20 protein-coding genes are annotated in these 22,530 nt (G+C 65.1%); 3 read left to right on the forward strand and 17 right to left on the reverse strand.

Going from position 1 to position 22,530, the window contains the following annotated elements; translation table 11 throughout:
* Positions 1–36: 36 nt before the first annotated feature.
* From ACIP9X_RS05130 to ACIP9X_RS05165, 8 genes are all read right to left on the reverse strand, one after another.
* A complete protein-coding gene (locus tag ACIP9X_RS05130) occupies positions 37–1,815 on the reverse strand; it encodes a DEAD/DEAH box helicase (protein ID WP_400478656.1) in 1,779 nt (592 codons plus the stop codon).
* Positions 1,815–2,156 carry a DUF3039 domain-containing protein gene (locus ACIP9X_RS05135; RefSeq protein WP_400478657.1) on the reverse strand — a complete coding sequence of 114 codons (342 nt, stop codon included), beginning with the start codon at positions 2,154–2,156 and terminating at the stop codon, positions 1,815–1,817. Before ACIP9X_RS05135 ends, ACIP9X_RS05130 begins: the two co-directional genes overlap by 1 nt.
* A 77-nt stretch (positions 2,157–2,233) precedes the next feature.
* A complete protein-coding gene (nagB, locus tag ACIP9X_RS05140; RefSeq protein WP_400478658.1) occupies positions 2,234–3,016 on the reverse strand; it encodes a glucosamine-6-phosphate deaminase in 783 nt (260 codons plus the stop codon).
* 27 nt (positions 3,017–3,043) lie between these two features.
* Complete coding sequence (locus ACIP9X_RS05145) at positions 3,044–4,615, reverse strand: transporter (RefSeq protein WP_400478659.1); 1,572 nt, start codon at positions 4,613–4,615, stop codon at positions 3,044–3,046.
* Complete coding sequence (locus tag ACIP9X_RS05150) at positions 4,597–5,361, reverse strand: ABC transporter ATP-binding protein (protein ID WP_400478660.1); 765 nt, start codon at positions 5,359–5,361, stop codon at positions 4,597–4,599. Before ACIP9X_RS05150 ends, ACIP9X_RS05145 begins: the two co-directional genes overlap by 19 nt.
* A gap of 56 nt (positions 5,362–5,417) precedes the next feature.
* Complete coding sequence (locus tag ACIP9X_RS05155) at positions 5,418–6,515, reverse strand: NADH:flavin oxidoreductase/NADH oxidase (protein WP_400479043.1); 1,098 nt, start codon at positions 6,513–6,515, stop codon at positions 5,418–5,420.
* 5 nt (positions 6,516–6,520) lie between these two features.
* On the reverse strand, positions 6,521–7,534 hold the full coding sequence (locus tag ACIP9X_RS05160) for a co-chaperone YbbN (RefSeq protein ID WP_400478661.1): 1,014 nt from the start codon (positions 7,532–7,534) through the stop codon (positions 6,521–6,523).
* Between the two features lie 91 nt (positions 7,535–7,625).
* Positions 7,626–9,398 (reverse strand): hypothetical protein, encoded by a 1,773-nt coding sequence (locus ACIP9X_RS05165; protein ID WP_400478662.1) that lies wholly within the window; start codon positions 9,396–9,398, stop codon positions 7,626–7,628.
* A 176-nt stretch (positions 9,399–9,574) separates the two neighbouring features.
* Here ACIP9X_RS05165 and ACIP9X_RS05170 point away from each other — a divergent pair, with 176 nt between their 5' ends.
* Entirely contained in the window at positions 9,575–10,957 is a 1,383-nt protein-coding gene (locus ACIP9X_RS05170; protein ID WP_400478663.1) for an AI-2E family transporter, read from the forward strand.
* 89 nt (positions 10,958–11,046) lie between these two features.
* On the opposite strand, the gene ACIP9X_RS05175 is transcribed toward ACIP9X_RS05170, so the two are convergent.
* Together ACIP9X_RS05175 and ACIP9X_RS05180 are read right to left on the reverse strand one after the other, a co-directional pair.
* The gene (locus tag ACIP9X_RS05175) at positions 11,047–11,847 is read right to left on the reverse strand and encodes an alpha/beta hydrolase (RefSeq protein WP_400478664.1); all 801 of its coding nucleotides are present in this window, start codon (positions 11,845–11,847) and stop codon (positions 11,047–11,049) included.
* A gap of 98 nt (positions 11,848–11,945) precedes the next feature.
* The gene (locus ACIP9X_RS05180) at positions 11,946–12,296 is read right to left on the reverse strand and encodes an ATP/GTP-binding protein (protein WP_400478665.1); all 351 of its coding nucleotides are present in this window, start codon (positions 12,294–12,296) and stop codon (positions 11,946–11,948) included.
* Between the two features lie 121 nt (positions 12,297–12,417).
* On the opposite strand from ACIP9X_RS05180, the gene nucS reads away from it, so the two are divergent.
* Both nucS and ACIP9X_RS05190 read left to right on the forward strand, forming a co-directional pair.
* Positions 12,418–13,113, forward strand: a complete 696-nt coding sequence (nucS, locus tag ACIP9X_RS05185) for an endonuclease NucS (RefSeq protein ID WP_400478666.1) — start codon at positions 12,418–12,420, stop codon at positions 13,111–13,113.
* Between the two features lie 299 nt (positions 13,114–13,412).
* Entirely contained in the window at positions 13,413–13,616 is a 204-nt protein-coding gene (locus ACIP9X_RS05190) for a cold-shock protein (protein ID WP_011692441.1), read from the forward strand.
* A gap of 154 nt (positions 13,617–13,770) precedes the next feature.
* Here the strand turns inward: ACIP9X_RS05190 and ACIP9X_RS05195 are convergent, their stop codons facing one another.
* From ACIP9X_RS05195 to atpA, 7 genes are all read right to left on the reverse strand, one after another.
* Positions 13,771–16,311, reverse strand: a complete 2,541-nt coding sequence (locus ACIP9X_RS05195; protein WP_400478667.1) for a rhomboid family intramembrane serine protease — start codon at positions 16,309–16,311, stop codon at positions 13,771–13,773.
* Positions 16,308–17,606 carry an alpha/beta hydrolase gene (locus ACIP9X_RS05200; RefSeq protein ID WP_400478668.1) on the reverse strand — a complete coding sequence of 433 codons (1,299 nt, stop codon included), beginning with the start codon at positions 17,604–17,606 and terminating at the stop codon, positions 16,308–16,310. The genes ACIP9X_RS05195 and ACIP9X_RS05200 overlap by 4 nt, the downstream gene beginning before the upstream one ends.
* 5 nt (positions 17,607–17,611) lie before the next feature.
* On the reverse strand, positions 17,612–18,043 hold the full coding sequence (locus ACIP9X_RS05205) for a DUF2550 domain-containing protein (protein WP_400478669.1): 432 nt from the start codon (positions 18,041–18,043) through the stop codon (positions 17,612–17,614).
* A 10-nt stretch (positions 18,044–18,053) separates the two neighbouring features.
* Positions 18,054–18,338 carry a F0F1 ATP synthase subunit epsilon gene (locus tag ACIP9X_RS05210; protein WP_400478670.1) on the reverse strand — a complete coding sequence of 95 codons (285 nt, stop codon included), beginning with the start codon at positions 18,336–18,338 and terminating at the stop codon, positions 18,054–18,056.
* A 1-nt stretch (position 18,339) separates the two neighbouring features.
* Positions 18,340–19,794 (reverse strand): F0F1 ATP synthase subunit beta, encoded by a 1,455-nt coding sequence (atpD, locus tag ACIP9X_RS05215; protein ID WP_400478671.1) that lies wholly within the window; start codon positions 19,792–19,794, stop codon positions 18,340–18,342.
* A 77-nt stretch (positions 19,795–19,871) separates the two neighbouring features.
* Positions 19,872–20,762 carry a F0F1 ATP synthase subunit gamma gene (locus tag ACIP9X_RS05220; protein WP_400478672.1) on the reverse strand — a complete coding sequence of 297 codons (891 nt, stop codon included), beginning with the start codon at positions 20,760–20,762 and terminating at the stop codon, positions 19,872–19,874.
* A gap of 76 nt (positions 20,763–20,838) precedes the next feature.
* Positions 20,839–22,476, reverse strand: a complete 1,638-nt coding sequence (gene atpA / locus ACIP9X_RS05225) for a F0F1 ATP synthase subunit alpha (RefSeq protein WP_400479044.1) — start codon at positions 22,474–22,476, stop codon at positions 20,839–20,841.
* Positions 22,477–22,530 lie beyond the last annotated feature (54 nt).

The raw sequence follows: 22,530 nt of genomic DNA on the forward strand, positions 1-22,530 counted from the left end.
TTCGCTTTGAACTCTTTTGGCTTGCGCTGCTTGGCGCTACTTGCGCCCTACGAACCAGTCCTGCAGCTTCTTGAGCCGGGACTGGAGCTGTTGCTCGTTGGCCTGGGCCACGGGCGGGCCGCCGCAGACAGTGCGCAGCTTCGTGTGGACCACGCCGTGGGGTGTTCCCGTCCGGGCGGACCAGGCGGCCACGTTCTTGGCGAGCTCGTTCCGCAGGTCCATCAGCATCCGGTGGTCCGGAACCGCCTGCTCGGCCGGGGCCGCTGCGGGTGCTTGCCGCTTTTTCCGGCTCTGTTGCTCGTGCTGGCGCTGGCGTAGCAGCATCCCCACCTGTTCGGCGTCCAGCAGGCCCGGGATGCCCAGGAAGTCGAGCTCGTCCTCGGAACCGATATCGCCGCCGGTGCCGAACTCGCCGCCGTCGAACAGCACGCGGTCGAAGGAAGCCTGGGAATCCAGTGCCTCGAATTTGCCCTTAGTCAGGCTGTCCGAGGCCTTGTCCTCGCGGTTCGCCTCGTCCATGAGCGAATCCTCCGGATTGAAGAGGCCGTCGCCGTCCTCTTTCTCCGGCCGGTCCAGCGCGTGGTCCCGTTCCGCTTCCATGCTGTTGGCCAGTGCCATCAGCTGCGGCACCGACGGCAGGAACACCGATGCCGTCTCGCCGCGTTTCCGGGCACGGACAAAACGCCCCACGGCCTGGGCAAAGAACAGCGGCGTGGAGGTCGACGTTGCATAGACGCCCACGGAAAGACGCGGCACGTCCACACCTTCGGACACCATGCGCACGGCCACCATCCAGCGCTTGTCGTTCTCCGAGAATTCTTCGATCTTGCTCGACGCCTTCGCGTCGTCGGAAAGGATGACGGTGGGCGACTCGCCGGTGATCCTCTTCAGCTGGCCCGCGTACGCCCTCGCGTCCTCGTGGTCCGTCGCAATGACCAGGCCGCCCGCGTCGGGCACCGACCGGCGTACCTCGCTGAGCCGCTTGTCCGCTCCGGCCAGCACAGCAGGTATCCACTCGCCGGCCGGGTTGAGGGCCGTGCGCCACGCCTGCGACGTGATGTCCTTGGTCACGGCCGCCTCGCCCAGCGAAGCCGCCATTTCCTCGCCTGCACTGGTCCGCCAGCGCATCTGGCCCGAGTACGCCATGAAGATGACGGGCCGCACCACGTGGTCGCGCAGCGCGTTGCCGTAACCGTAGGTGTAGTCCGCCTTCGACCGCCTGATGCCGTCGCGGTCCTCCGCGTACTCCACGAACGGAATGGGCGAGGTGTCCGAGCGGAAGGGCGTACCCGTCAGGGACAGGCGCCGCACAGCGGGATCAAAGGCCTCGCGCAGGCCGTCACCCCAGGACAGGGCCTCACCGCCGTGGTGGATCTCATCCAGGATCACCAGCGTCCGGGCTGCCTCGGTTTTGGCCCGGTGCAGCATCGGCTTGCTGGCCACCTGCGCGTAGGTCACCGCGACGCCGATGAAGCCGCGGCCGTGCTGGCCGTCGGAGTTTTTGAAGTTCGGATCGATGGCGATTCCCACGCGCGCCGCGGCATCCGCCCACTGCCTCTTCAGGTGGTCTGTGGGGGCAACAATGGTCACCCGGTTGACGGCGCCGGAGTCGATGAGCATGGAAGCGACGCGGAGGGCGAAGGTCGTCTTACCGGCGCCGGGGGTGGCCACTGCCAGAAAGTCCCGCGGTTGGGTGCTGAAATAGCGGTCCAGGGCTTCCTGCTGCCAGGCACGGAGCTTCGGGGCGGTTCCCCAGGCTGCACGTTCCGGATAGGCCGGAGGCAGGGTGGGTCCGCCGAAGAGTGTCTCCGTCACTACTTGTTGTTGCCTGAGTCCCCGCCGGACCCCTTGCCGCCGTCATTTCCCGGGCGAAGGCCGTCGTAGACCTCTTTGCACATCGGGCAGACCGGGAATTTCTGCGGGTCTCGGCCGGGCGTCCAGACCTTGCCGCACAGCGCGATGACGGGCTCGCCGGTCATCGCGGACTCCATGATCTTTTCCTTGCGGACGTAGTGCGAAAAGCGCTCACGGTCGCCCGGTTCCACTTCCTGGCGCAGTTCCTCGCGCTCAATGGTGGCTGTGGACGATCCGGTTCCGGAGAGCTCACGCATGGGGTCGTTGTCGAGAGGATCCGTCATGCTAGTCATGCCATCCATCTTAGCCCGTTCCGGAGCGGTGGTTGCGGAGGCGGAGCGTACGGGTCATGCATCTGGGCGGCCAGCCGCAACCGGCCCTACAGCTCCTGCCAGGCGGGCTTGTGGTCGTAGGAATGCCGGTAGTAGTCCGCGAGCTTCAGTGACGACGCCGCCGCCTCGTCGATCAGGATGGAGGCGTGCGGGTGCAGCTGCAGGACGGATGCTGGGCACACGGCGGCCAGCGGCCCTTCGACGAGGTCGTGGACGGCCTGGGCTTTCTGCGCCCCTGTCGCCACCAGGATGGCGTGGCGCGATTCAAGGATGGTGCCCAGCCCCTGGGTCAGCACGTGGTGGGGCACGTCGGCCAGCCCGTGGAAAAAGCGGGCATTGTCCCGGCGCGTCTGTTCGATGAGGGTTTTGATGCGCGTTCGCGACGCGAGGGAGGAGCCCGGTTCGTTGAATCCGATATGCCCGTCTGTCCCCAGACCCAGGAGCTGCAGGTCCACCCCGCCGCCGTCCCGGATGGCATCCTCGTAAGCCCGGCATGCAGCGGGAATATCAGAAGCGCTGCCGTCCGGGCCGTGGACATTTTCCGGGGCGAAGTTGACCCGGCCGGTGAAATCCCTGCGGATGACCTCGCGGTAGGACTCGGGATGGCCTGGTTCCAGTCCTACGTATTCGTCCAGCAGGAAACCCTGCACGCGGCTGAAATCCAGCAGGCCCTGCTCGTACCGCTGCACCAGTTCGTCGTAGATGGGCAGGGGCGAGGATCCTGTTGCCAGACCCAGGACCGCATCTGCTTTGCGCTTCAGGAGCGCCTGGATGGCGTCGGCCGCCACGGAGGCGATCTGCCTGCCGCCAGGAAGGATCACGACTTCCACGGTGCGCCGCCTCTCATGAAGTGCAGGCTACCGGTTGACTGTGAGCTGCGCCAGCAGCTCCGGGGCGCGGGCATCGAGCCACCGGCCGCCGAGCCGCACGCCGCCGGTGAGAAGGGCGGCTCCGAGCAGCGGCCCGAGGGCAAGGTTGGCCCAGCCGAAGACAGGGTCGTCGGTGACTGCCTGGGCGATGACCAGGCCGGCTTCCGGCAAGGTCAGCACGGCCAGAACGGCCATGCCGCCGAATTGCACGGCGAGCGTCTGGGCCACGTTGCCCGGCGGTTTCTTGAAGGGGCTGTCACCGGGAAGGGGCACTGCGGTGGTGTAGCGGGCCGAAACCACTGAGGCGAGCCCAAGGCCGGTGAACAGGATTCCGAGGGACAGCCCCAGGACGGACGGAAGCCAGGCCCAATCCCCTGTCAGGAAGAACGGCCCCGCGGCCAGGATCAGCACGGTTGGCAGCGCAAAAATGAGGCAGGCCATGGCCCGGCCCAGCCGGTCATGCACTCCGCGGACTCCTGCGGCGAGATGCAGGGCGAAGGCGGTGTTGTCGTAGGACACGTCCGCAGAGATGGACCAGGCGAGCAGAAAAGCGGTCAGCGGTCCGGCGATCACGACGACGCTGAAGTCTCCGGTCTGGCTTCCCTGGAACACGAGCAACGCCGGCAGGAGCGGAACGGCCACAAGCGATCCTGAGTACCGCGGATCCCTGAACCAGTACGTCAGTGAACGGGCAGCAATGGCACCGGTCGGCGTGGCAGGGAACAGTGCGAAGAGCCCGATCCGGCCTCCTGACCTGCGGCCGCTCCCGGAGTAGGGCGGGGTAACGAGTGCGCGCTCGAGCAGCAGCTTCCAGCACCAGGTAAGGCCGGCAAGCGTGGCGGCGGCAATGAGGAGCTTCAGGAGTGCATCCAGGGACCGGCCCGCGGCAAGGTCGCCGCCGAGCGACCAGGCCGCCCCCAACGGTGTCCATGAGAGAGCGCGGGCAAGTTCGGTGAGGAAGCCGACTGACTCTGAAACGCCCTGGCCGATTCCTGCCACGATGGGCCCCATCAGGACGAGGGGCACCATGAAGGCCAGACCGCTGGCATCCTTGAAACGCCGCGACGCAGCAAGGCTGGCTGTCGCTGTGGTGACCACTTTGGACAGCACGATGCAGCTCAGCACTGCCACAATGGCTCCAACCAGGGCTCCTGCGGCAGGCAGCACGCCCCTCCACCAGGTGCCCACGGTGGCCAGGGCCACCAGGGCCGTGGCCAGTCCGGGAATGCCGATCAGCCCGCCGAGCGCGAGACCTGCCAGCAGCTGCGGCATGGGGATGGCGGACGTGGTGAACCGGGCAGGGTCCAGTGTCATGTCCGCCGCGGCCGCAACCACAGGCACAAGCCCCCAGCCAAGCAGGGTCGCGGCGCCACCAAGCACCACAACCGTCTGGGCAAAGAGAGGGTCTCCCTGCCGGAGAAACAACAGCGCCGCCGCGCAGGTTCCCACGATGCCCAGCGCGTACAGCCCCCCGATTGCGAGGCCGATCAACTGCAGGGGACTTCGCCGGAGGCCGTTCCGCAGCAGGGTGAGCTTCAGCCTCAGAAGGTGCGCAACCACTCAAGCCCCTCGGTCTGAACCCTTCCGCCCACCAGCTGCACAAAGCGTTCTTCAAGGCTGACGCCGCCACGGACCTCCGCCACTGTTCCTGCGGCGAGGAGCCTTCCGCTGGCGACCACGGCCACGTGGTCACACATCCGCTGCACCAGGTCCATGACGTGGCTGGACACGATCACGGTCCCGCCGGTCGCAACGTAGCGGACGAGGATGTCGCGGATATTCGCGGCCGACACCGGGTCCACCGATTCGAAGGGCTCGTCCAGCACCAGCACTTTCGGCGCGTGGATCAGCGCAGACGCCAGGGCGATTTTCTTGGTCATGCCCGCGGAATAGTCGACCACCAGCGTTCCGGCGTCCGGGCTCAGGTCCAGGGCAGCCAGCAGCTCGGTCACGCGGGAAGCGACCACTGCCCTGTCCATACCCCGGAGCAGCCCTGCGTAGGTGACGAGCTGTTCGCCGGTAAGCCGGTCGAAGAGCCGGACTCCGTCCGGCAGGATGCCCAGCAGCTTCTTCGCGTCCAGGGGACGGGCCCAGACGTCCACGCCGTGCACCACGGCTGTGCCGAAATCAGGCCGCAGCAGGCCTGTCGCCATGGACAGCGTGGTCGTCTTGCCGGCACCATTCGGCCCGACAATTCCAAAGAAGGAGCCCGCGGGAACTTCCAAGCTGATGCCGTCGACGGCGATCTTGCCGCCGAAGCGCTTGGCAAGCCCCCTGATGGACAGGGCCGCGGCAGGAACACTCATGAACCAACCCTAGCCGCGCCGCTGCCGATGCGGCATCCCCGGATTATTAAGGTACGTCAGAAGGTGCGCCGGGGCACTGCCCGCTCGTACTGGGGAGCCCACTTCAGGTCGTAGCCCAGTTCGAAGGCTGCCCGCAGCCACCAGTGCGGGTCCCGCAGGGCCGCCCTGGCAATGAAGACGCCGTCGGCCTGTCCGGTGGCCACCACGTGCTCCGCCTGCCCGGGGGAGGTCAGCAGTCCGACCGTGCCGGTGGCGATGCCCGCTTCACGGCGGATGCGGGCGGCGAACTCCGTCTGGTACCCGGGGCCCGGCTGGATCTGCTGGTGTGCCACCGCTCCGCCGCTGGAGACGTCGACGAGGTCAACGCCGTGTGCGGCGGCCAGCGCGGCAAGATGTACGGAGTCCTCGATGCCGATTCCGCCCTCAGCCCAGTCCGTGGCGGAAATCCTCAGGAGCAGCGGCATGCCATCAGGGATCACTGCACGCACGGCGTCGATCACGGCGAGCATCAGCCGGTTCCTGCCCGCGGCATCGCCTCCCCACCCATCGGTGCGGTTATTAACCAGAGGGCTTTGAAACTGGTTCAGCAGGTAGCCGTGGGCACCGTGGATCTCCACCGTGTCGAAGCCGGCCTCAACCGCCCTGGCGGCGGCAACGGCAAAATCACGGATGACGCCCTGGATGTCGTCCTCCGTCATGGCGGACGGTGCAGCGTAGCCCTCAAAAGCGGAGGTACCCGGCCCCACGGTGTTCCAGCCGCCGTCGGAAGCGGGAACGGACCCCTTCATCCCGGCGAAAGGCCAGTACGTGGAAGCCTTCCTGCCCGCGTGGGCAAGCTGGACGCCGATCTTGGCGTCCGCCACCCCGTGCCGGTGCACGAAGCTGACGATCCGCTCCCAGGCCTCTGCCTGCTCCCCGTTGTAGAGCCCGGCATCGCGCGGACTGATCCGCCCAGCCGCGTTCACGGCTGCCGCTTCCGTGAGGATCAGTGCGGCTCCCCCTGTGGCGAAGGAGCCCAGGTGCATCAGGTGCCAGTCGTTCGGCACACCCGGCGCGGCGTCGGGATCGCAGCTGTACTGGCACATGGGGGAAACCCAGCCACGGTGCTGCAGCTGCAGTGAGCGGAGGGACAGCGGCGCGAAAAGGGCCGGCACCGCCACTAGAAGAGCACCCTTGCCAGGGCCTGGCGGGCCTTCGCTACGCGCGGATCAGTGGTTCCCACGATCTCGAACAACTCGAGCAGCCGCACCCGGGCGGTCTCGCGCTCGGGTCCGAAGTTCCGTCCGATGAAGGCGACAACACGGTTGAGGGCGTCCTCCACGTGGCCGCCGGCAACGTCAAGGTCGGCGACCCCCAGCTGGGCATCCAGGTTGTCCGGCTCGTTCGCCGCGACCTGCCGGAGGGCCTCACCGTCCGGCCCCGAGAGCTTCTGCAGCCGGCCCATCAGCTCGACCTGGGCCAGGCCTGCCTTGGCCTCGGCATCAGTGGGCATCTCAGCCAGGGCCTGGCGGTAAGCCTGGGCGGCTGCAGCATAATCGCCCGCCTCGATGGCGTCGAAGGCGGCCTGGTGCAGCGGGGGCATCGGCGCGGGACCGGTCTCGGCCGGGGCTGCTCCCCCGACGTTGCCGGCCACGCCGTTGGCGGCGGCAACCTTGAGCAGTTCATCGAGCAGTGCGCGGATCTGCTGTTCGTCGGCCCCGCCCTGGAAGAGCGGCACCGGCTGGCCCTTCAGCACCGCCACCGCGGTGGGCACGGCCTGGACCTGGAACGCCTGGGCGAGCTGGGGGAAGACGTCGATGTCCACTGTGCCGAGCACCAGCCGGCCGGCGTAACTTTGCACCATCCGTTCCAGTGCGTCGAGCACCCCCGCCGATTCAGGCGAGTACGGCGCCCAGAGCGCGAACACCACCGGCACCTGCGCCGACAGCTGGACGAGGTCCTGGAAATTGGCCTCGGTGACCTCCACACGGAGGGCAGGGGCCTCGGGTCCTGCCGCTGAATCCGGCGCACCCGCCGAAGACACGGTACCGGACTGCCCTGCGCCGGCAGGGCCTCCTGCAGGCGGAGCGGGCGGCGCCTGGCGCTGCTTCAGGGCGGAAAGGTCGACGGCGCCGCGGAGGTTGAGCTGGCTTGCGGCGGCTGGAGGGACAGGTCGGGAAGCTGGCGAACTCATAGCCTCCACTCTAGCCACTCCCGCTGCCGCAGGAGGAGCCGTTAACGCAGAGAGCACCCCGCCGCGGCGGGGTGCTCTCAGCGTGGATCGGTTACTTGAAGCTGGCTCCTACGAGTCCGCGGGTGGCGGCCACGAGCTTCATCGGGTCCTTCGAGCCAGTCGGCGGTACGTAGACGGCCACGGATTCGGCGAAGTTCAGCACCATGCCCGTGGTGGTCTCCTTGCCGCCTGCGAGGACCGCAGCGTCATTTCCGATGGTCAGCTTGTCACCTTCGGACTTGGGCGTGCCGTCGAAGTTGAACGTCAGGCGGCCGAGCACCAGGGCACCGCCATCGGAGGTTCGGAAGACCACGGTGCTGTCCGGCTGCACCTTGTGGGCGAACACGAACTTGCCGTTAACACCGGACTTCACCACGTCGGCCTGGTAGGACAGCGTGTCGGCGATGTAGGGCGAGGACGCTCCCTCGACCAGCTTGCTCTTGAAGGTCGAATTCTCCTTGGACAGGCGGTCGGCGAGGCCGGCAAGGGCTTCCTGGCCGCTGTACAGCAGACCCGACTTGTCGCCGGGAGCCAGGGACTCGGTGCCGTTCCGGGCGATGGAGGGGAACGTAGTGCCCGGCTGGAGCGGGCTGGTGCCAACGAGCTTGTAGTTTTCCCGCGGCGACTTCTGGGTCAGGGTCAGCAGCTGGGGCACCACGTTGCCCTCACCCTGCGTGACGGCCAGGACCTGGCGCGGCCATTCGCGCTTGTCCGTGACGACCGTTGTGAGCAGCTTGGTGGCACGGACCGGCATGCGTGCATCGTAGGAAGCCACGCGGGAGCGGATTTTGTAGTTCTGCGTGCGTACCTGTAGTTCCGTTCCGGCAACCCGGGTAGCCAGCTTCTTGGCATCCTTTGCGGCGTCACCGGCGGCAGTGGCGCTGGCTACCTGTTCGAGGATCCGGCGGAACTGGGCGTCCAGGAGGACAGGGGAATCACCGGTGGCAGCAGCGGGCGACGCCGCACCGCCGGTGGCAGCAGGCTCAGGAGACTGGCTGGCGTTCGCTGCAGCACCGGTTCCGGCAAGAAGCGCGGCGGTCGAGGCGGCCACGAGGATACTGAGGCGGGAGGAACCACTTCCGGATTTCGCAGGGGTTCCGGACTTCGCTGGGGCAGCGGCCCGCTTGGCGAAAAGGCTGCCGAGTGCCGCCTTGGTGCCGCCCTGGCCACCTGACCCTGGGGTTCCGCGACCGGACTTCCCACGTCCGGGCTTGAGGACCAGCAGCGCCAGGCCGGCAAGCATGAGCAGCGCGCCGATCACCATGAGCGGAACAGCCCACGGCGTGGAGGTGTCGTTCGGGAAGGTCATTTCGATCGACGACGGCGCGGGCTTGGTGCCGTCGGAGGCCAGCAGGAGCGACCATTCGCCGTCAGCCGGCGCCGTCCAGGTGTAGTCCAATTCCCCGCTGGCGTTTTCACTCGACACCCACAGGTCGGATCCGGCGGGCGACGGCGCGGTGGCTTCGCCGTCAGTGCGTTCCACCTGCAGGGACTTCTTGTCCTCGGACAGACCGGAAACGGTGTTGTGCGCGGTCTTGCCCACCCAGGCGGTAACGTCGTCCGGGCGGCCTGCGGCGAGGACGAAGTTCCCCTCACCCTTGACCTTGAGGGTCACGGTTCCGCCTTCGACGGTCCGGAGCTTCTGGTCGATAACGGTCAGGGGCGCGGCTTCAGCATTCGAGGGAGCGGTAGCCGTCACGGTCTCGGCAGGAGCCCACACCGTCTTCTGTCCGATCCCGGCAAGCAGTGTCAGGAGGCCGAGCAGCACGAGTGCAACTGCAGTCTTGAAACGCAAAGGAGTCCTATCATCAGCGGGGGTTTGCATTCAATAGTAACCGTTTCGTTACCAATCCCTCAGTTCGGGTCGCGGAAGTGGGGCCCGCGAGGCCCTTTCAGGGGGTGCATATCCGGCTTATCCACAGGGCTGCTGATAGTGTTTGCGATGATGATCACATGCGGCCAGAAGCCGCGGCACCACTGACGGAAAAGGCATCAAAAGCAGTGACTGAACACAGGGATCCGTCCACTCGCGGCCCGGAAAACCTGCCCGACGCCACCTCCCCGGACGACTCGCGCGAAGCCCGGCAGTCTCCAGCGGCCCAGCACCCTCCGGCCGCCCCGAAGACTGGGGCACCCGACGAGGCTCCGCAGCACCACGCCGCGCAACAGCTCCCGCGGAACGTCCGCGCCGCCGCGCTTGGGTCCGTGCTGAAGCGGCTGCGCCAGCCGCTTCCCGGGGCGCAGCCACGGCTGCGGTTCGAAATGCCGCCGGAGCAGCTGGACAGGTTCGAAGCCGAAAGCCAGGACGCGGTTGAGGCAGAGCGATTCGGTGCACCCGGCCCCCGGATTTCCGCCCAGCACCCCTTGTACCTCGGCTTCATGCTCACTGTCGGCGTAGGCCTTGCCCTCCTGGTGTACTGGATCGGTTCCAACAACACCCAGCTTCTCCTCTGGATTGTCGCGGCACTGTTCATAGCACTGGGGCTCGATCCTGTCGTGCGGTGGCTGGAAACCCGCAAAATTCCCAGGCCGGCCGGAATCCTCGTGTCCGTATCGGTGCTGGTCACCGCCGTCGTCGGCTTCTTTGCCACCCTCATTCCCACGATTGTGGAGCAGGTTACGGAGCTTGTTAAGCAGGCCCCCGTGTGGGTCCGGGACTTCATTGACTCGGAGTTCTTCCGCAGCCTGGACAGCCAGTTCGGAGTCCGCGAGCGCATCAATGAGGAGCTGGACAAGTTCGTCAAGAACCCGGAGGCCCTGGGCGGCATCTTCGGCGGTGTGGTGGGCTTCGGCTCCACAGTCGCCAATGGCCTCTTCGGCACACTGATCGTCCTGGTGCTCAGCCTGTACTTCCTGGCCGCACTGCCGGCAATGAAGAAGTGGGGGTACCGGCTTGCCCCGCGCTCCCGCCGCGCCCGTGTCGAGGCCCTGTCCGAGGAAATCAGCCGTTCCGTGGGTAACTACGTGATCGGCCAGGCCGTTGTGGCACTCCTGAACGCCACCTTCGCCTTCATTGTCATGACCATCATCGGCGTGCCGTTCGCCGTCCTGCTCGCCTTTGTCGTGGCCCTTCTGGCCTTCATCCCCCTGGTCGGCGGACTGATTGCCGGTGTCGTGGTCATCCTGATCACCCTCACCCTGGGCTGGCAGCCGGCTGTTGCCTATGCCATCTGCTACTTCGCCTACCTGCAGTTCGAGGCGTACTTCATCTCGCCCCGCATCATGCAGAAGGCCGTCGCGGTGCCGGGTGCTGTGGCCGTGATCTCGGTGATTGCCGGCGGCAGCCTTCTGGGTGTCCTGGGAGCATTGATCGCCATCCCCACGGCGGCTGCCATTCTGCTCCTGGTCAAGGAGATCTACATCGTCCGGCAGGACAACCACTAGATCGTCCGGCAGGACAACCACTAGAACGGGCTTCGGCTAGAACGGGCTTCGGCGCGGAGAGCGCACCAAAGCGACGCTGCCGGTGCCCGTCAGGCGGTGGCCGAGGCCACCGGCCCCTTCCACTCCTGGGCAAGCCCTGCAGCGCCTGAACCCTGGCGCGTCACGTCGTCGACGATTTCGTTCAGCACCCGCGCGGCCTGCTTCTCCCCCACCCAAAGGTGCTTGGCGCCGTCGACCCCCACCACCCGCGCCTGCGGCACGAGGCTGAAGCGTTCCGCTGCGGCAGCCGGCCGAAGGTAGTCGTCGTGTTCCGGAACAAGGACAGTGAGCGGCTTGCCCGAGGCGGCCCACTGGCGCAGGTGGTCATCCGTGGCGCGGTGCAGCGGGGGTGACAGCAGGACGGCGCCCTCCACCTGGGAAGCGACGGGGTCAACGGCACCGTACATAAGGGCGAGTTCCGTGCCGAACGACCAGCCGACCAGCCACCTGTTGGGAAGTCCCCGCTCGACGGCGAAGCGCACTGCTGCCTCGACGTCGTACCGCTCGCCGATGCCCTCTTCGAAGGCGCCGTCGCTGGTGCCCCGCGGCGACGACGTCCCTCGGGTATTGAAGCGCAGCACTGCAACGCCGGCCAGGGCCGGCAACCGGTATGAGGCCTTCCGGTAAACATGGGAATCCATGAAACCGCCGTGAGTCGGCAGCGGATGCAGCGTAATCAGGGTGGCGCTGATTTCCCCTGACTCCGGCAGGGCGAGCTCGCCCACCAGGGTGTGGCCATCCTCGGTACGGAGCTCGATGTTCTCGCGGCGGGCCGGAAGGACAGTGGACGCACGGATGGCAGTTGCCTCTGGCGGCTGGTTGAAAACGTACGACGACGGGTCAAAAGTCATGCGTAACAGCTTAGCTTCCGCCGGACTCCCGAAGCCCCTGCCGGACTCCCGCTCGGGATCACCTGAGGAGCCCACGGGATGTGCAAGGCTCCCGCACGTCAGCGGTAGCGGAAGTTGCGCGACGTCCAGCAGTTGGTGTGCCAGTGGCGGCGCTCGGCCAGTCCGGCAGCAGCGCCGAACAGGTGGTCATCGGCCCAGACCACGAGGTGGGCGACTCCCGGCAGCACGGCGGTGGAGCAGCCGGGGCAGATATACGCTTTCTCGGCCTTGCGGGCAGTCATGGAGCGGACAATCCAGTCGCCGTCCGGTGCGCTCTCACGCCTCGCCACCCCGGCGCGGGCCCTCTCGAGGTCGAGTTCAGGGACAGGTCCCGAGCCATGCTTGCCGCCGGCTTTTCCGGACGGCGGCCGCCCTGCTGAGGAACGGCGGGGACGGTTCGAACGCGGCATGCTTCCATTCTGCCCCAGCGGGCTCCCCTGCTCGGCCCCTCCCCCTGCTCGGCCCCTCCCCTGCCAGGCCCGGACGGACGAGGAGCCGGAGAGGTAATGCGGACGGGGTAGTGTGTACGGCGTGCGTCTTGTCATAGCCCGTTGCTCCGTTGATTATGTTGGCCGGCTCAAAGCCCATCTGCCCCTCGCCACCAGGCTCCTCCTGGTGAAGGCGGACGGCTCGGTGCTCGTGCATTCCGACGGCGGCTCCTACAAACCGCTGAACTGGATGAGCCCGCCTGCCACCCTGCGTGTTTCCACACCGGAGGAGGCAGACATCGAGGTCGGCGTGGTCGAACAGTGGACGGTGCAGTCTGCCAAGACTGACGACAGGCTGATCATCAACATCCACGAGCAGCTTCACGATACGTCACATGAGCTCGGCCAGGACCCGGGACTGATCAAGGACGGCGTTGAGGCCGACCTGCAGCGGCTGCTGGCGGAGCAGATCGAGACGCTCGGCGAAGGATTCTCCCTCATCCGACGCGAGTACTTCACCGCCATCGGCCCCGTCGACATCCTGGCCAGGGATGCCGACGGCTCCACCGTTGCCATCGAACTGAAGCGCCGCGGAGACATCGACGGCGTGGAACAGCTGACCAGGTATCTGGAGCTGTTGAACCGCGATCCGCTGCTGGCGCCGGTCCGCGGGATCTTCGCCGCCCAGCAGATCAAACCGCAGGCGCGGGTTCTTGCCGCCGACCGGGGAATCGACTGCATCACCCTCGACTATGACGCCATGCGCGGAGTGGACGACATCGAGTCGCGGCTCTTCTGACGCACGCCGCCGGCTGCGGACACAGGCAGTAACGCCCGGTGATCTGCTGTTTACTTTGGATTTGGGCAAATTTTGCCTGAATCTCCGTTTTGACCGTTGACCAGACCGTGACGTCATGAAATTCTTAGACCAGTCTTTGTGTAGGTGTTTTTCATGCTCGCAAGACATGTTGCGAGCGCGAAGCTCCTGCAATGCTTTTCCGGTCAAACCGGGGTGCTAGCCAGGAATCTTCTCGCGGAGTAACCAAGACCAGTACGAGGTGTGCTGGCCTTAAAAAGTTCCATTATGAGGAGAAATAAATGGCACAGGGAACCGTCAAGTGGTTCAACGCTGAAAAGGGCTTCGGCTTCATCACCCCGGACGACTCCGATGGCGATGTCTTCGTTCACTACTCCGAGATCCAGACCGGCGGCTTCAAGACCCTCGACGAGAACCAGCGCGTTCAGTTCGAAATCGGTCAGGGCGCCAAGGGCCCGCAGGCCACCGGTGTAACGCTGGTTTAGTAAGCCTTTAAGCGCATCGCTGCCGCTGGCAGCACCAATTAGTAAATGATCCCCGGTATTCAATACCGGGGATCATTTATTGCGCTGCTCAGCAATTGCAGACGCCGCCACGTCATTGTCACAAATGGCGCACAAGGGGTCGGCATTCCTTTTGCTAGCGCACGAGCGTCCTCAGCAGGCGCGCGCTTTGCCGAAGTGAAAGTCCCGGCAGATAAGCGCGGCTCAGGGCGCGGCCTATGGCGGGCAACTGCAGCGGATCCTGGTAGTAAAGATACAGGGTTCTGTACTGGGGCTTGAAGCGTGACTTGAACGTCGCCAGAGACCTGAATCCATAGATCGGTTCCAATGCCCGGCCCACCACGTCCAGGATGCCGGAAAGCACCTCGGCCTCCTGCTCCCGTCCGCCGCCCCCGGGAACCGTGGAATCCCGGGCCAGCGGGGAACCGGAGAGCGAGATGGTCTCTACGGATTTCCGTAATTCCAGAACGGCGGATGCGATCAGGAACTCCATCGCTCCAGGGAACCCTTCGCCGCGCCGACGCATAAAATCCAGCGTCCAGCTCACCACGTGCCCGTGTTCATACGCCGGGAGCCAGCTCGTCACCCCGTGCACCAGACCCTCACCGTCGACCGCGAGGCAGCACAGGACGTCGTCGTCCATCAGCTCGTCGACGCCGCCCAGGGTGAAGCCCATTTCCGGAACGGTCTTCTGTGCTGCCCACTCCTCGGAGACTTCGCTCAGCTGTGTCCGCAGGGACTGCGGGAAGCTGCTGTAGTTGCCCCAGCGGGCCTCCACCCCGAGCTTCTTGGCACGGTTGAGCGCGGTGCGGACGTTTTGCCATTCTTTGCCCTTGAACTCCAGTTCGCGCACCGACAGCCTCGTCTCCTGGGCAACCGAAAGCCGGGAGAAGCCGCGGTCGCTCAGCATGGGCCATAATCCGTCGGTGCAGGAGTAGAAGCACGGGATCAATGCATGTTCGGCGCAGAAGCGCAGAAAGCCCTCAGCGGCCTCCTCACGTTGGAGGGGATCACCAAAGGGCCCGGCAAGGGTCAGCGCGACGCTGCCGTGCTGTTGGTACGCGATCCCGGCACTTCCGCCCGGCAGGAACCAGTACTTGTTAGGTTCCCACAGAGCCATCCATGAGAGGGAATCGCCTCCCTGGCGCACCAGCTCCCGTGCCACCTCCCGGTCGCCCGCCCCCGCGTCGGAATGATCATGGCGTCCCAGCAGGACAAGCCAGACACCTGCGAGTGCAACAATCCAGAAGATGACGCCCGAATAGGCAAACAGCACGGTTTCCAGGGCACTCCGGTTTTCGAAAACCCTCCGGTAGAGACCGGGCAAGGGTACCGGAAGGTATTGCCGTGCCACTTCGCCGGCCAGGACCAGCAGCCCTCCGTCCCTCCTCGGGCCACCGGCGGCAAACCAGGATGCCGTGTATAGCGAGGCCAGTACCAGCCAGGTCCCGCCCACCGTCAACGCGAGGGCGCGCAGGGCCCGGGATGAGGTTTGGATGCGGAAATGGCGGCGGTGCGCCGCCAGTAGCACCATCAGCAGTACCGGAACAGCGACCAGCGGCAGAACGTGCACGAACTTCGACTCCAGCACCGCGGTGTCCTGGACGGACCCGGAACCGGCAATCCGGGCGAATAGCGCCAAGTAGACAGCGGAGAGGGCCGCCACGCTCAGCTGGACGGCAATGGCAATCCAGAGCGCCAGATTGCGGCCGCGGCGCATCCCGTCGGCGCAGATCAGCAGCAGGATCACCGGTACGACTGCGAGAGCCAGGCCCAGCGGCCCTCCGAGTCCCTGCCTGTCCAGTTCCAAGCAGCCCGCACCCATTGTGCCGCCGCAGTTCTCCTCCAGCTGGCTCAGGGTGGGCAGCGGGTTGAGGACGACGTTGCGCAGAAGGGCGAGCGGTCCGGCGCTGCTCCGTGCTGCCGAGGTGAGGATTGGTCCGATGGCGAAAATGGCAACCGTCAAGGCGAGGAGGTTGCGGGTCTCCCGTCCGGTGGAACGGTGCCGGTGCAGGGTTCCCTTGTCGGTCTGGATCCACCATCCTGCGGCCAGCCCCAACAGTGCCCCCAGCAGCCCTGCCACGGCGTCAACATGCCCCACGTACAGCACCAGCAGCAGGGCGGTTGACAGTGCTGCGGTGCGCAGCCGCCGCTGCCATAGCGCCGGGAAAAGTCCGCTGGCAGCGAGGGACGCCGCGAGAACAGGGGCATACGGCCCCATCAGCAGGGTATTCGCCATGGGCCCGAGCCACGGGTCTCCGGCCTGCTGGGCAAGCTGGGTAATCAGGAGGAAGAGTGTCACCGAGGCGAACTGTCCTCCGAAATAGAACACGGCCGTTCGCACCGGGCCAAGCTCTCTCTCGGCAAACCCAAGTAGCAGCAGGATCATGACCGCGGCGGCGAGGTAGGCCGCGGGGTTGGTTGCGAAGAACATGGAGGTGAACAGCGACCACCAGCGACCGGCTTTGAGGGCCTCCGCGTTCACTGCGGCAAAAGAAAGCATTGATTCGGGCGGCCCCGCCAGGAAGCTGCCGGTCGCAGCACCGGCCGCGACGAAAGCAGTCAGTACGGCAAGTGTGAATGGAGTGGTCCTGAAGTGTTGCAGGCTCGCCTTCGCAGCCTGCCGCAGCACCTTGGTGAGAGTGTCACGTGCGCCGGCATGGGAAACTGCCGTCAAGGCCTGATGCCCCAGCGCGACGCAAGGAAATCGAGCGCATCCGGCATGCCCTTCGACACGGTCTCCCAGGAGTGGCCGGAGTCGGCGATGTGGCGCACTTCAACCTGGAAGCCGGCCTCGCGGGCGGCAGCCGAGAGCACATCCATATAGCCCGTAAACTCGGGGTCGGCGGCTCCGGCGGCGAAATAGACTGCGCTGCTTTCGAACCTGTGGTGTTTCATCAGATGCAGAGGAGTCTGCGCTTCGAAGGCATTCGTGTCTCCGCCGAAGGAGGCCTCCACGGTCTTCTCCCGTTCCTTGGCCAGCGCTGGTTCCTGTTCACTGGCAAAAGCGAGGATGGAACCGTAGAGCTCCGGATGTCTGGTGCCCAGCTGCATGGCGCACGTGCCACCGAACGAAAACCCTCCGACGCCCCAGTTTCTACGCTCCGCATCCACGTCGAGCGTCGCACTGATCCAGCCGGGCACGTCGACGGACAAGTAAGTGTCTGCCTTGGCGATGCGGCTGTCCATGCAGAGCGAGTTTCCGGATGGAGAACCGTTGGCATCCACCACCACTACGACGGGGGCCACCCCATTGTGCCGGGCGGCGAACCTGTCCATGTGGCTGCGAAGGGCACCCCCGGTAAGCCAGTCGGCAGGTCCGCCCGGCTGACCCGAAAACAGCACCAGCACTGGCAGGGCCGGGCGTTCCGGGCTCTGGTACGCGGGCGGCAGGTAAATGTAGGCCTCCCGGGCATCGAAACCCGAACTCGTGCCCGGAATATCGGCCTTCCGGAGCACCCCTTCCGAGGGCAGGCCTTCCGGCCTCGCCCAGTCCGCGAGCGGAACCGGCGCCGCACTTCCGGCTTGGCGGGTTAACTTTTCCTCAAGCGGAGGAATGCGGGCAACGGCTGTCCCCAGAAGGTCACCGACAGTACGGTTCAGCCCGAAGTAGGCATTTACTTGGACGGAGGACAGCAGGAGGACCCCGAGCATGGCCGCCGTTGCTGCGCACCTGGCTTTCCAGCCCGCGGGGACAAGCCTGGTGGTCCAAAGCAGGATGCCGGCCACAGCCGGCACGAACCACCCAAGCACCTCGCGGGGGAGCTCTTCAGGGAACGTCGAAAAGACATAAATCAGCAGCCAGTGAACGGCTGCCACGATGACGGCCGCCGAGACAGTGGCAAGAACGGGCACCAGGGGCCAGCGCTTGCCGCGCCGCCAGAGAAGGTAGATGACACCAGCGGCCCCCGCAGCCCAGGCGGTCCAAAAAAGGGGCCCGTCCACGAGCCGGATATCGGCAATCGCGTCCATGTCGGCTAGCGCCAGGTGCCGATGCCAATAACCGGGCCGGCCTCAAGCCATGAGGAAAGACCGGTATAGGCATCAAACTTCATCGCCAACAGGACATCCCGGCCCTCATACTTGAGTTCCACGATGACGACGTCCGGCTGCACCTTGACCAATTCCGCCTCGGTGGGCTGCCGCCTCCCGATCAATTCCAGGGAACTCCGGGTGAAGCGGTGCTTGGGCCGGACACTGAGCGAGAGCAGCTTGAACCACTCGAGTTCATTGTCCTGATAACGACAAACCCCCATCTGCCAGCTGTTTCCAGCCGTGCAAATGGAGGCGTCCACCGTGCCCAGGGCGCGCCGCAGGTTGAAGCGGCGCACCCCGAAAAGGCACAGCGTAAAAATCAGCAAGCCAAAGGCGGCTGCCAGGGCGATGAACGGAAGTGCAGTAGCGTCCATCAGGGTGGTGCTAGCGGATCCCCGCAGTGGCTGCGTCACCCAGGTGGGCGTTGTCAGCGACAATAACGACCCGGTTGTTATCGACGGAGAAGAACCCGCCGTCAACCTCTACAGCAATGCGGTCACCGGAAACAGGCTCGATTGCCATTTCACCTTCGGCCAGAATCGCCAGCAGGGGCGAGTGGCCGGGCAGGATACCGATTTCACCATCGCTGGTGCGGGCCTTGACCATCTTGGCCGCTCCGGACCACACGAAGTGGTCCGCTGCGACAATCTCAACCTCAAGCTCAGCCATATTACTTGGTCTGTTCCTGGATCTTGGCCCACTGGCGCTCAACGTCATCCAGGCCACCGACGTTGAAGAACGCCTGCTCTGCGATGTGGTCGAGCTCGCCGTCGCAGATGGCCGTGAAGCCCTCAACGGTGTCCTTGATGGAGACGGTGGAACCTTCGACGCCGGTGAACTGCTTGGCAGTGTAGGTGTTCTGAGACAGGAACTGCTGGATGCGGCGTGCACGCGACACGACGATCTTGTCCTCTTCAGAAAGTTCGTCAACACCGAGGATGGCGATGATGTCCTGGAGTTCCTTGTTCTTCTGCAGGATCTGCTTCACACGGACAGCCGTGGTGTAGTGGTCCTTGCCGATGTACTGGGGGTCCAGGATTCGGGAGGTAGACGTCAGCGGGTCAACGGCCGGGTACAGACCACGGGAGGCGATTTCACGGGAGAGTTCCGTGGTCGCGTCGAGGTGTGCGAAGGTCGTGGCCGGTGCCGGGTCGGTGTAGTCATCTGCGGGAACGTAGATGGCCTGCATCGAGGTGATGGAGTGGCCCTTGGTGGACGTAATGCGCTCCTGGAGGAGACCCATCTCGTCGGCCAGGTTCGGCTGGTAACCCACAGCAGACGGCATGCGTCCGAGAAGCGTGGAAACTTCCGAACCTGCCTGCGTGAAGCGGAAGATGTTGTCGATGAAGAGCAGCACGTCCTGGTTCTGGACATCGCGGAAGTACTCCGCCATGGTCAGTGCGGACAGTGCGACGCGAAGACGCGTTCCCGGCGGCTCGTCCATCTGGCCGAACACAAGGGCGGTGTCCTTCAGAACGCCGGCTTCTTCCATTTCAACCCAGAGGTCGTTGCCCTCACGCGTACGCTCGCCAACACCGGCGAACACGGAGGTACCACCGAAGTTACGGGCCACACGGGTGATCATTTCCTGGATCAGAACCGTCTTGCCCACGCCGGCGCCGCCGAACAGGCCGATCTTTCCACCCTTGATGTACGGGGTGAGAAGGTCAATGACCTTGATGCCCGTTTCGAGCATCTCGGTGGAACCCTCGAGGGACGCGAAGGACGGAGCCTTGCGGTGGATCGGCCAGTAGTCCGAAGCCTGGATTTCAGACTCGTCGACGTCCAGCGGCTTGCCGAGGACGTTGAAGATGTGGCCCTTGACGCCGTCGCCAACGGGCACGGTGATAGGCGAACCGCTGTCCACTACGGACGTGCCGCGGACCAGGCCGTCGGTTGCCTGCAGGGAGATAGCGCGTACGAGGTTGTCACCCAGGTGCTGGGAGGTCTCGAACGTGATGGTCTTGGTCTCACCGTTGAGAGTGATCTCGGTGGTGAGTGCGTTGTAAATCGAGGGGATTGCGTCAGCCGGGAATTCGACGTCGACAACCGGGCCAATGACACGTGCAATACGGCCGGTGGCACCGGACGTTGCGGCTACGTGCTCGGTAGCGGTGGCAGTCATCTCTCTCACTTCACTCAGTAGATGGCGTGGTTAAGTTTATGTTCTGGTGCAGGTCTGGCTTATCCGGAACCGCTGGGCTACGACGCGAGGGCGTCGGCACCGGCCACGATTTCGGACAGCTCCTGCGTGATTTCCGCCTGGCGGGCGGTGTTGCGCAAACGCGTGTATTTCTTGATGAGGTCCGTGGCGTTGTCTCCGGCGGACTTCATCGCCCGCTGACGAGCGGCAAGCTCCGAGGCTGCCGCCTGCAACATGGCTGCGAAAATCCGTGATTCGATGTACCGCGGCAGCAGAGCATCAAGAACCTGCTCCGACTCCGGCTCGAACTCGTACAAGGGCAGCAGCTCCGATTCGGAAGCAGGCTGCTCGTCCACAACTTCAAGCGGAAGAAGACGGATGACCGTCGGCTCCTGGGTCACCATGGACTTGAAGCGGGTGTACACAACGTGGATCTCATCCACGCCGCCCTCTTCGTAATCCGTGGCGAAGTCCTCAAGCAGCTTGTGGCCGATTTCCTGAGCGGTGGCGAACTCCGGCGCGTCGGTTCCGCCGGTCCAGACCCCTCCGTAAGTCCGGCCCCGGAAGTCGAAGTAGGCCTGCGCCTTGCGGCCAACCAGGTACGTCTTGACTTCCTTGCCTTCTGCGCGGAGCAGCTCGTTGAGGCCTTCGGCCTGCTTGAGCACGCTGGCCGAGTACGAACCAGCCAGTCCACGGTCCGAGGTGATGACCAGCACTGCCGCCCGGCGGATCTGCTCCGGCTCGGTGGTCAGCGGGTGGTCGATTTCGCTCTGGCTAGCAACAGCAGAAACGGCGCGGGTAATCGCGTTCGCGTAAGGCAGTGAAGCCGCTACGCGTGCGCGGGCCTTGCCGATGCGCGAGGTAGCGATCAGTTCCATCGCCTTGAAGATCTTGCGCATCGACGTCGTCGAGGCGATCTTCTGGCGGTAGACCCGAATCTGGGCTCCCATACTTATCCTTTCCTAAGATCCCGATGGCCGGGACTGCCGGAACCCCGTAGGGTCCCGGCAGTCCCTGCCAGCGAAACTAGCGCTTCTGCCTGACGATTTTTTCCTGGTCGACCTGGCCCTCAGAGATAGCTTCATGCTCCTCGTGGCCGGCACCTACCAGGTGGTTGTCGCCTTCGCCGAAGAAGCCCTTCTTGAAGTCAACGATCGCGTTCTTCAGCGCTGCTGCGGTGTCATCATCCAGAACGTTGGTCTGCGCCAGCGTGGTGAGGATGGAGGACTTGTGCTTCAGGTGCTCCAGGAACTCGGACTCGAAGCGGCTGATGTCCTCAACGGGAACATCGTCCAAGTGGCCCTGGGTACCTGCCCAGATGGACACGACCTGGTCCTCAACCGGGAACGGCGAGTACTGGCCCTGCTTGAGCAGTTCCATCAGGCGTGCACCACGGGTCAGCTGCTGACGGGATGCAGCGTCGAGGTCCGAGGCGAACATCGCGAATGCCTGCATGTCGCGGTACTGTGCGAGGTCCAGCTTCAACGTGCCGGAGACCTTCTTCATGGACTTCACCTGTGCGGCACCGCCGACGCGGGACACAGAGACACCCACGTCAACAGCGGGACGCTGGTTGGCGTTGAAGAGGTCCGACTGCAGGAAGATCTGGCCGTCGGTGATGGAGATGACGTTGGTCGGGATGTAGGCAGAAACGTCGTTCGCCTTGGTCTCGATCAGCGGCAAACCGGTCATCGAGCCGGCACCGAGCTCGTCGGAGAGCTTGGCACAACGCTCCAGGAGGCGGGAGTGCAAGTAGAAAACGTCGCCCGGGTAGGCTTCACGTCCCGGCGGGCGGCGGAGCAGCAGGGACACTGCACGGTAGGCCTCAGCCTGCTTGGAGAGGTCATCGAACACGATGAGGACGTGCTTGCCGCCGTACATCCAGTGCTGGCCGATTGCGGATCCGGCGTAGGGTGCCAGGTACTTGAAGCCGGCGGGGTCGGAAGCCGGGGAGGCCACGATCGTGGTGTACTCCAGTGCGCCGTTGTCTTCCAGCGTCTGGCGGATGGCCGCGATGGTGGAAGCCTTCTGGCCGATTGCCACGTAAACGCAGCGAACCTGCTTGCTCACGTCACCGGAAGCCCAGTTGGCCTTCTGGTTGATGATGGTGTCGATGGCGATGGCAGACTTGCCGGTCTGGCGGTCGCCAATGATCAGCTGACGCTGGCCACGGCCGATCGGAATCATGGCGTCGATGGCCTTTAGGCCCGTCTGCATCGGCTCGTGCACAGACTTACGCTGCGTCACGCCGGGAGCCTGCAGCTCCAGCGCACGGGTGGTTTCTGCCTTGATCTCGCCGAGGTCGTCGATGGGCACGCCCAGCGGGTCCACAACGCGGCCGAGGAAGGCGTCACCGACGGGCACGGACAGAACCTGTCCGGTGCGGTGGACTTCCTGGCCTTCTTCGATTCCAGTGAAGTCACCGAGGACGATGACACCGATCTCGCGGACGTCTAGGTTCTGGGCGAGGCCCAGGGTGCCGTCTTCGAAGCGAAGCAGCTCGTTCGCCATGACCGAGGGAAGGCCCTCAACACGGGCGATGCCGTCACTTGCGGTGGTAACGCGGCCGACCTCTACGCGCTCTGCGTTTCCGGGTTCGTAGGACGCCGCGAACTCGTTCAACGCATCACGGACGTCGTCGGCGTTGATGGTCAATTCGGCCATCTGCAGTCCCTGCTCTCCTGTTTTCGTGATCATCGTTGCTCACGATGACCGGGG

It is taken from the genome of Arthrobacter sp. NPDC093125 (assembly GCF_044754225.1).
Classification (GTDB): domain Bacteria; phylum Actinomycetota; class Actinomycetes; order Actinomycetales; family Micrococcaceae; genus Arthrobacter.

What these genes read in the sequence shown, in the direction of transcription:
- ACIP9X_RS05135 (WP_400478657.1), bottom strand. Translation starts at nt 2,156, where the DNA reads ATGGATGGCATGACTAGCATGACGGATCCTCTCGACAACGACCCCATG.
- ACIP9X_RS05150 (WP_400478660.1), bottom strand. Translation starts at nt 5,361, where the DNA reads ATGAGTGTTCCTGCCGCGGCCCTGTCCATCAGGGGGCTTGCCAAGCGC.
- ACIP9X_RS05160 (WP_400478661.1), bottom strand. Translation starts at nt 7,534, where the DNA reads ATGAGTTCGCCAGCTTCCCGACCTGTCCCTCCAGCCGCCGCAAGCCAG.
- ACIP9X_RS05165 (WP_400478662.1), bottom strand. Translation starts at nt 9,398, where the DNA reads ATGCAAACCCCCGCTGATGATAGGACTCCTTTGCGTTTCAAGACTGCA.
- ACIP9X_RS05175 (WP_400478664.1), bottom strand. Translation starts at nt 11,847, where the DNA reads ATGACTTTTGACCCGTCGTCGTACGTTTTCAACCAGCCGCCAGAGGCA.
- ACIP9X_RS05180 (WP_400478665.1), bottom strand. Translation starts at nt 12,296, where the DNA reads ATGCCGCGTTCGAACCGTCCCCGCCGTTCCTCAGCAGGGCGGCCGCCG.
- ACIP9X_RS05190 (WP_011692441.1), top strand. Translation starts at nt 13,413, where the DNA reads ATGGCACAGGGAACCGTCAAGTGGTTCAACGCTGAAAAGGGCTTCGGC.
- ACIP9X_RS05200 (WP_400478668.1), bottom strand. Translation starts at nt 17,606, where the DNA reads ATGGACGCGATTGCCGATATCCGGCTCGTGGACGGGCCCCTTTTTTGG.
- ACIP9X_RS05205 (WP_400478669.1), bottom strand. Translation starts at nt 18,043, where the DNA reads ATGGACGCTACTGCACTTCCGTTCATCGCCCTGGCAGCCGCCTTTGGC.
- ACIP9X_RS05210 (WP_400478670.1), bottom strand. Translation starts at nt 18,338, where the DNA reads ATGGCTGAGCTTGAGGTTGAGATTGTCGCAGCGGACCACTTCGTGTGG.
- atpD (WP_400478671.1), bottom strand. Translation starts at nt 19,794, where the DNA reads ATGACTGCCACCGCTACCGAGCACGTAGCCGCAACGTCCGGTGCCACC.
- ACIP9X_RS05220 (WP_400478672.1), bottom strand. Translation starts at nt 20,762, where the DNA reads ATGGGAGCCCAGATTCGGGTCTACCGCCAGAAGATCGCCTCGACGACG.
- atpA (WP_400479044.1), bottom strand. Translation starts at nt 22,476, where the DNA reads ATGGCCGAATTGACCATCAACGCCGACGACGTCCGTGATGCGTTGAAC.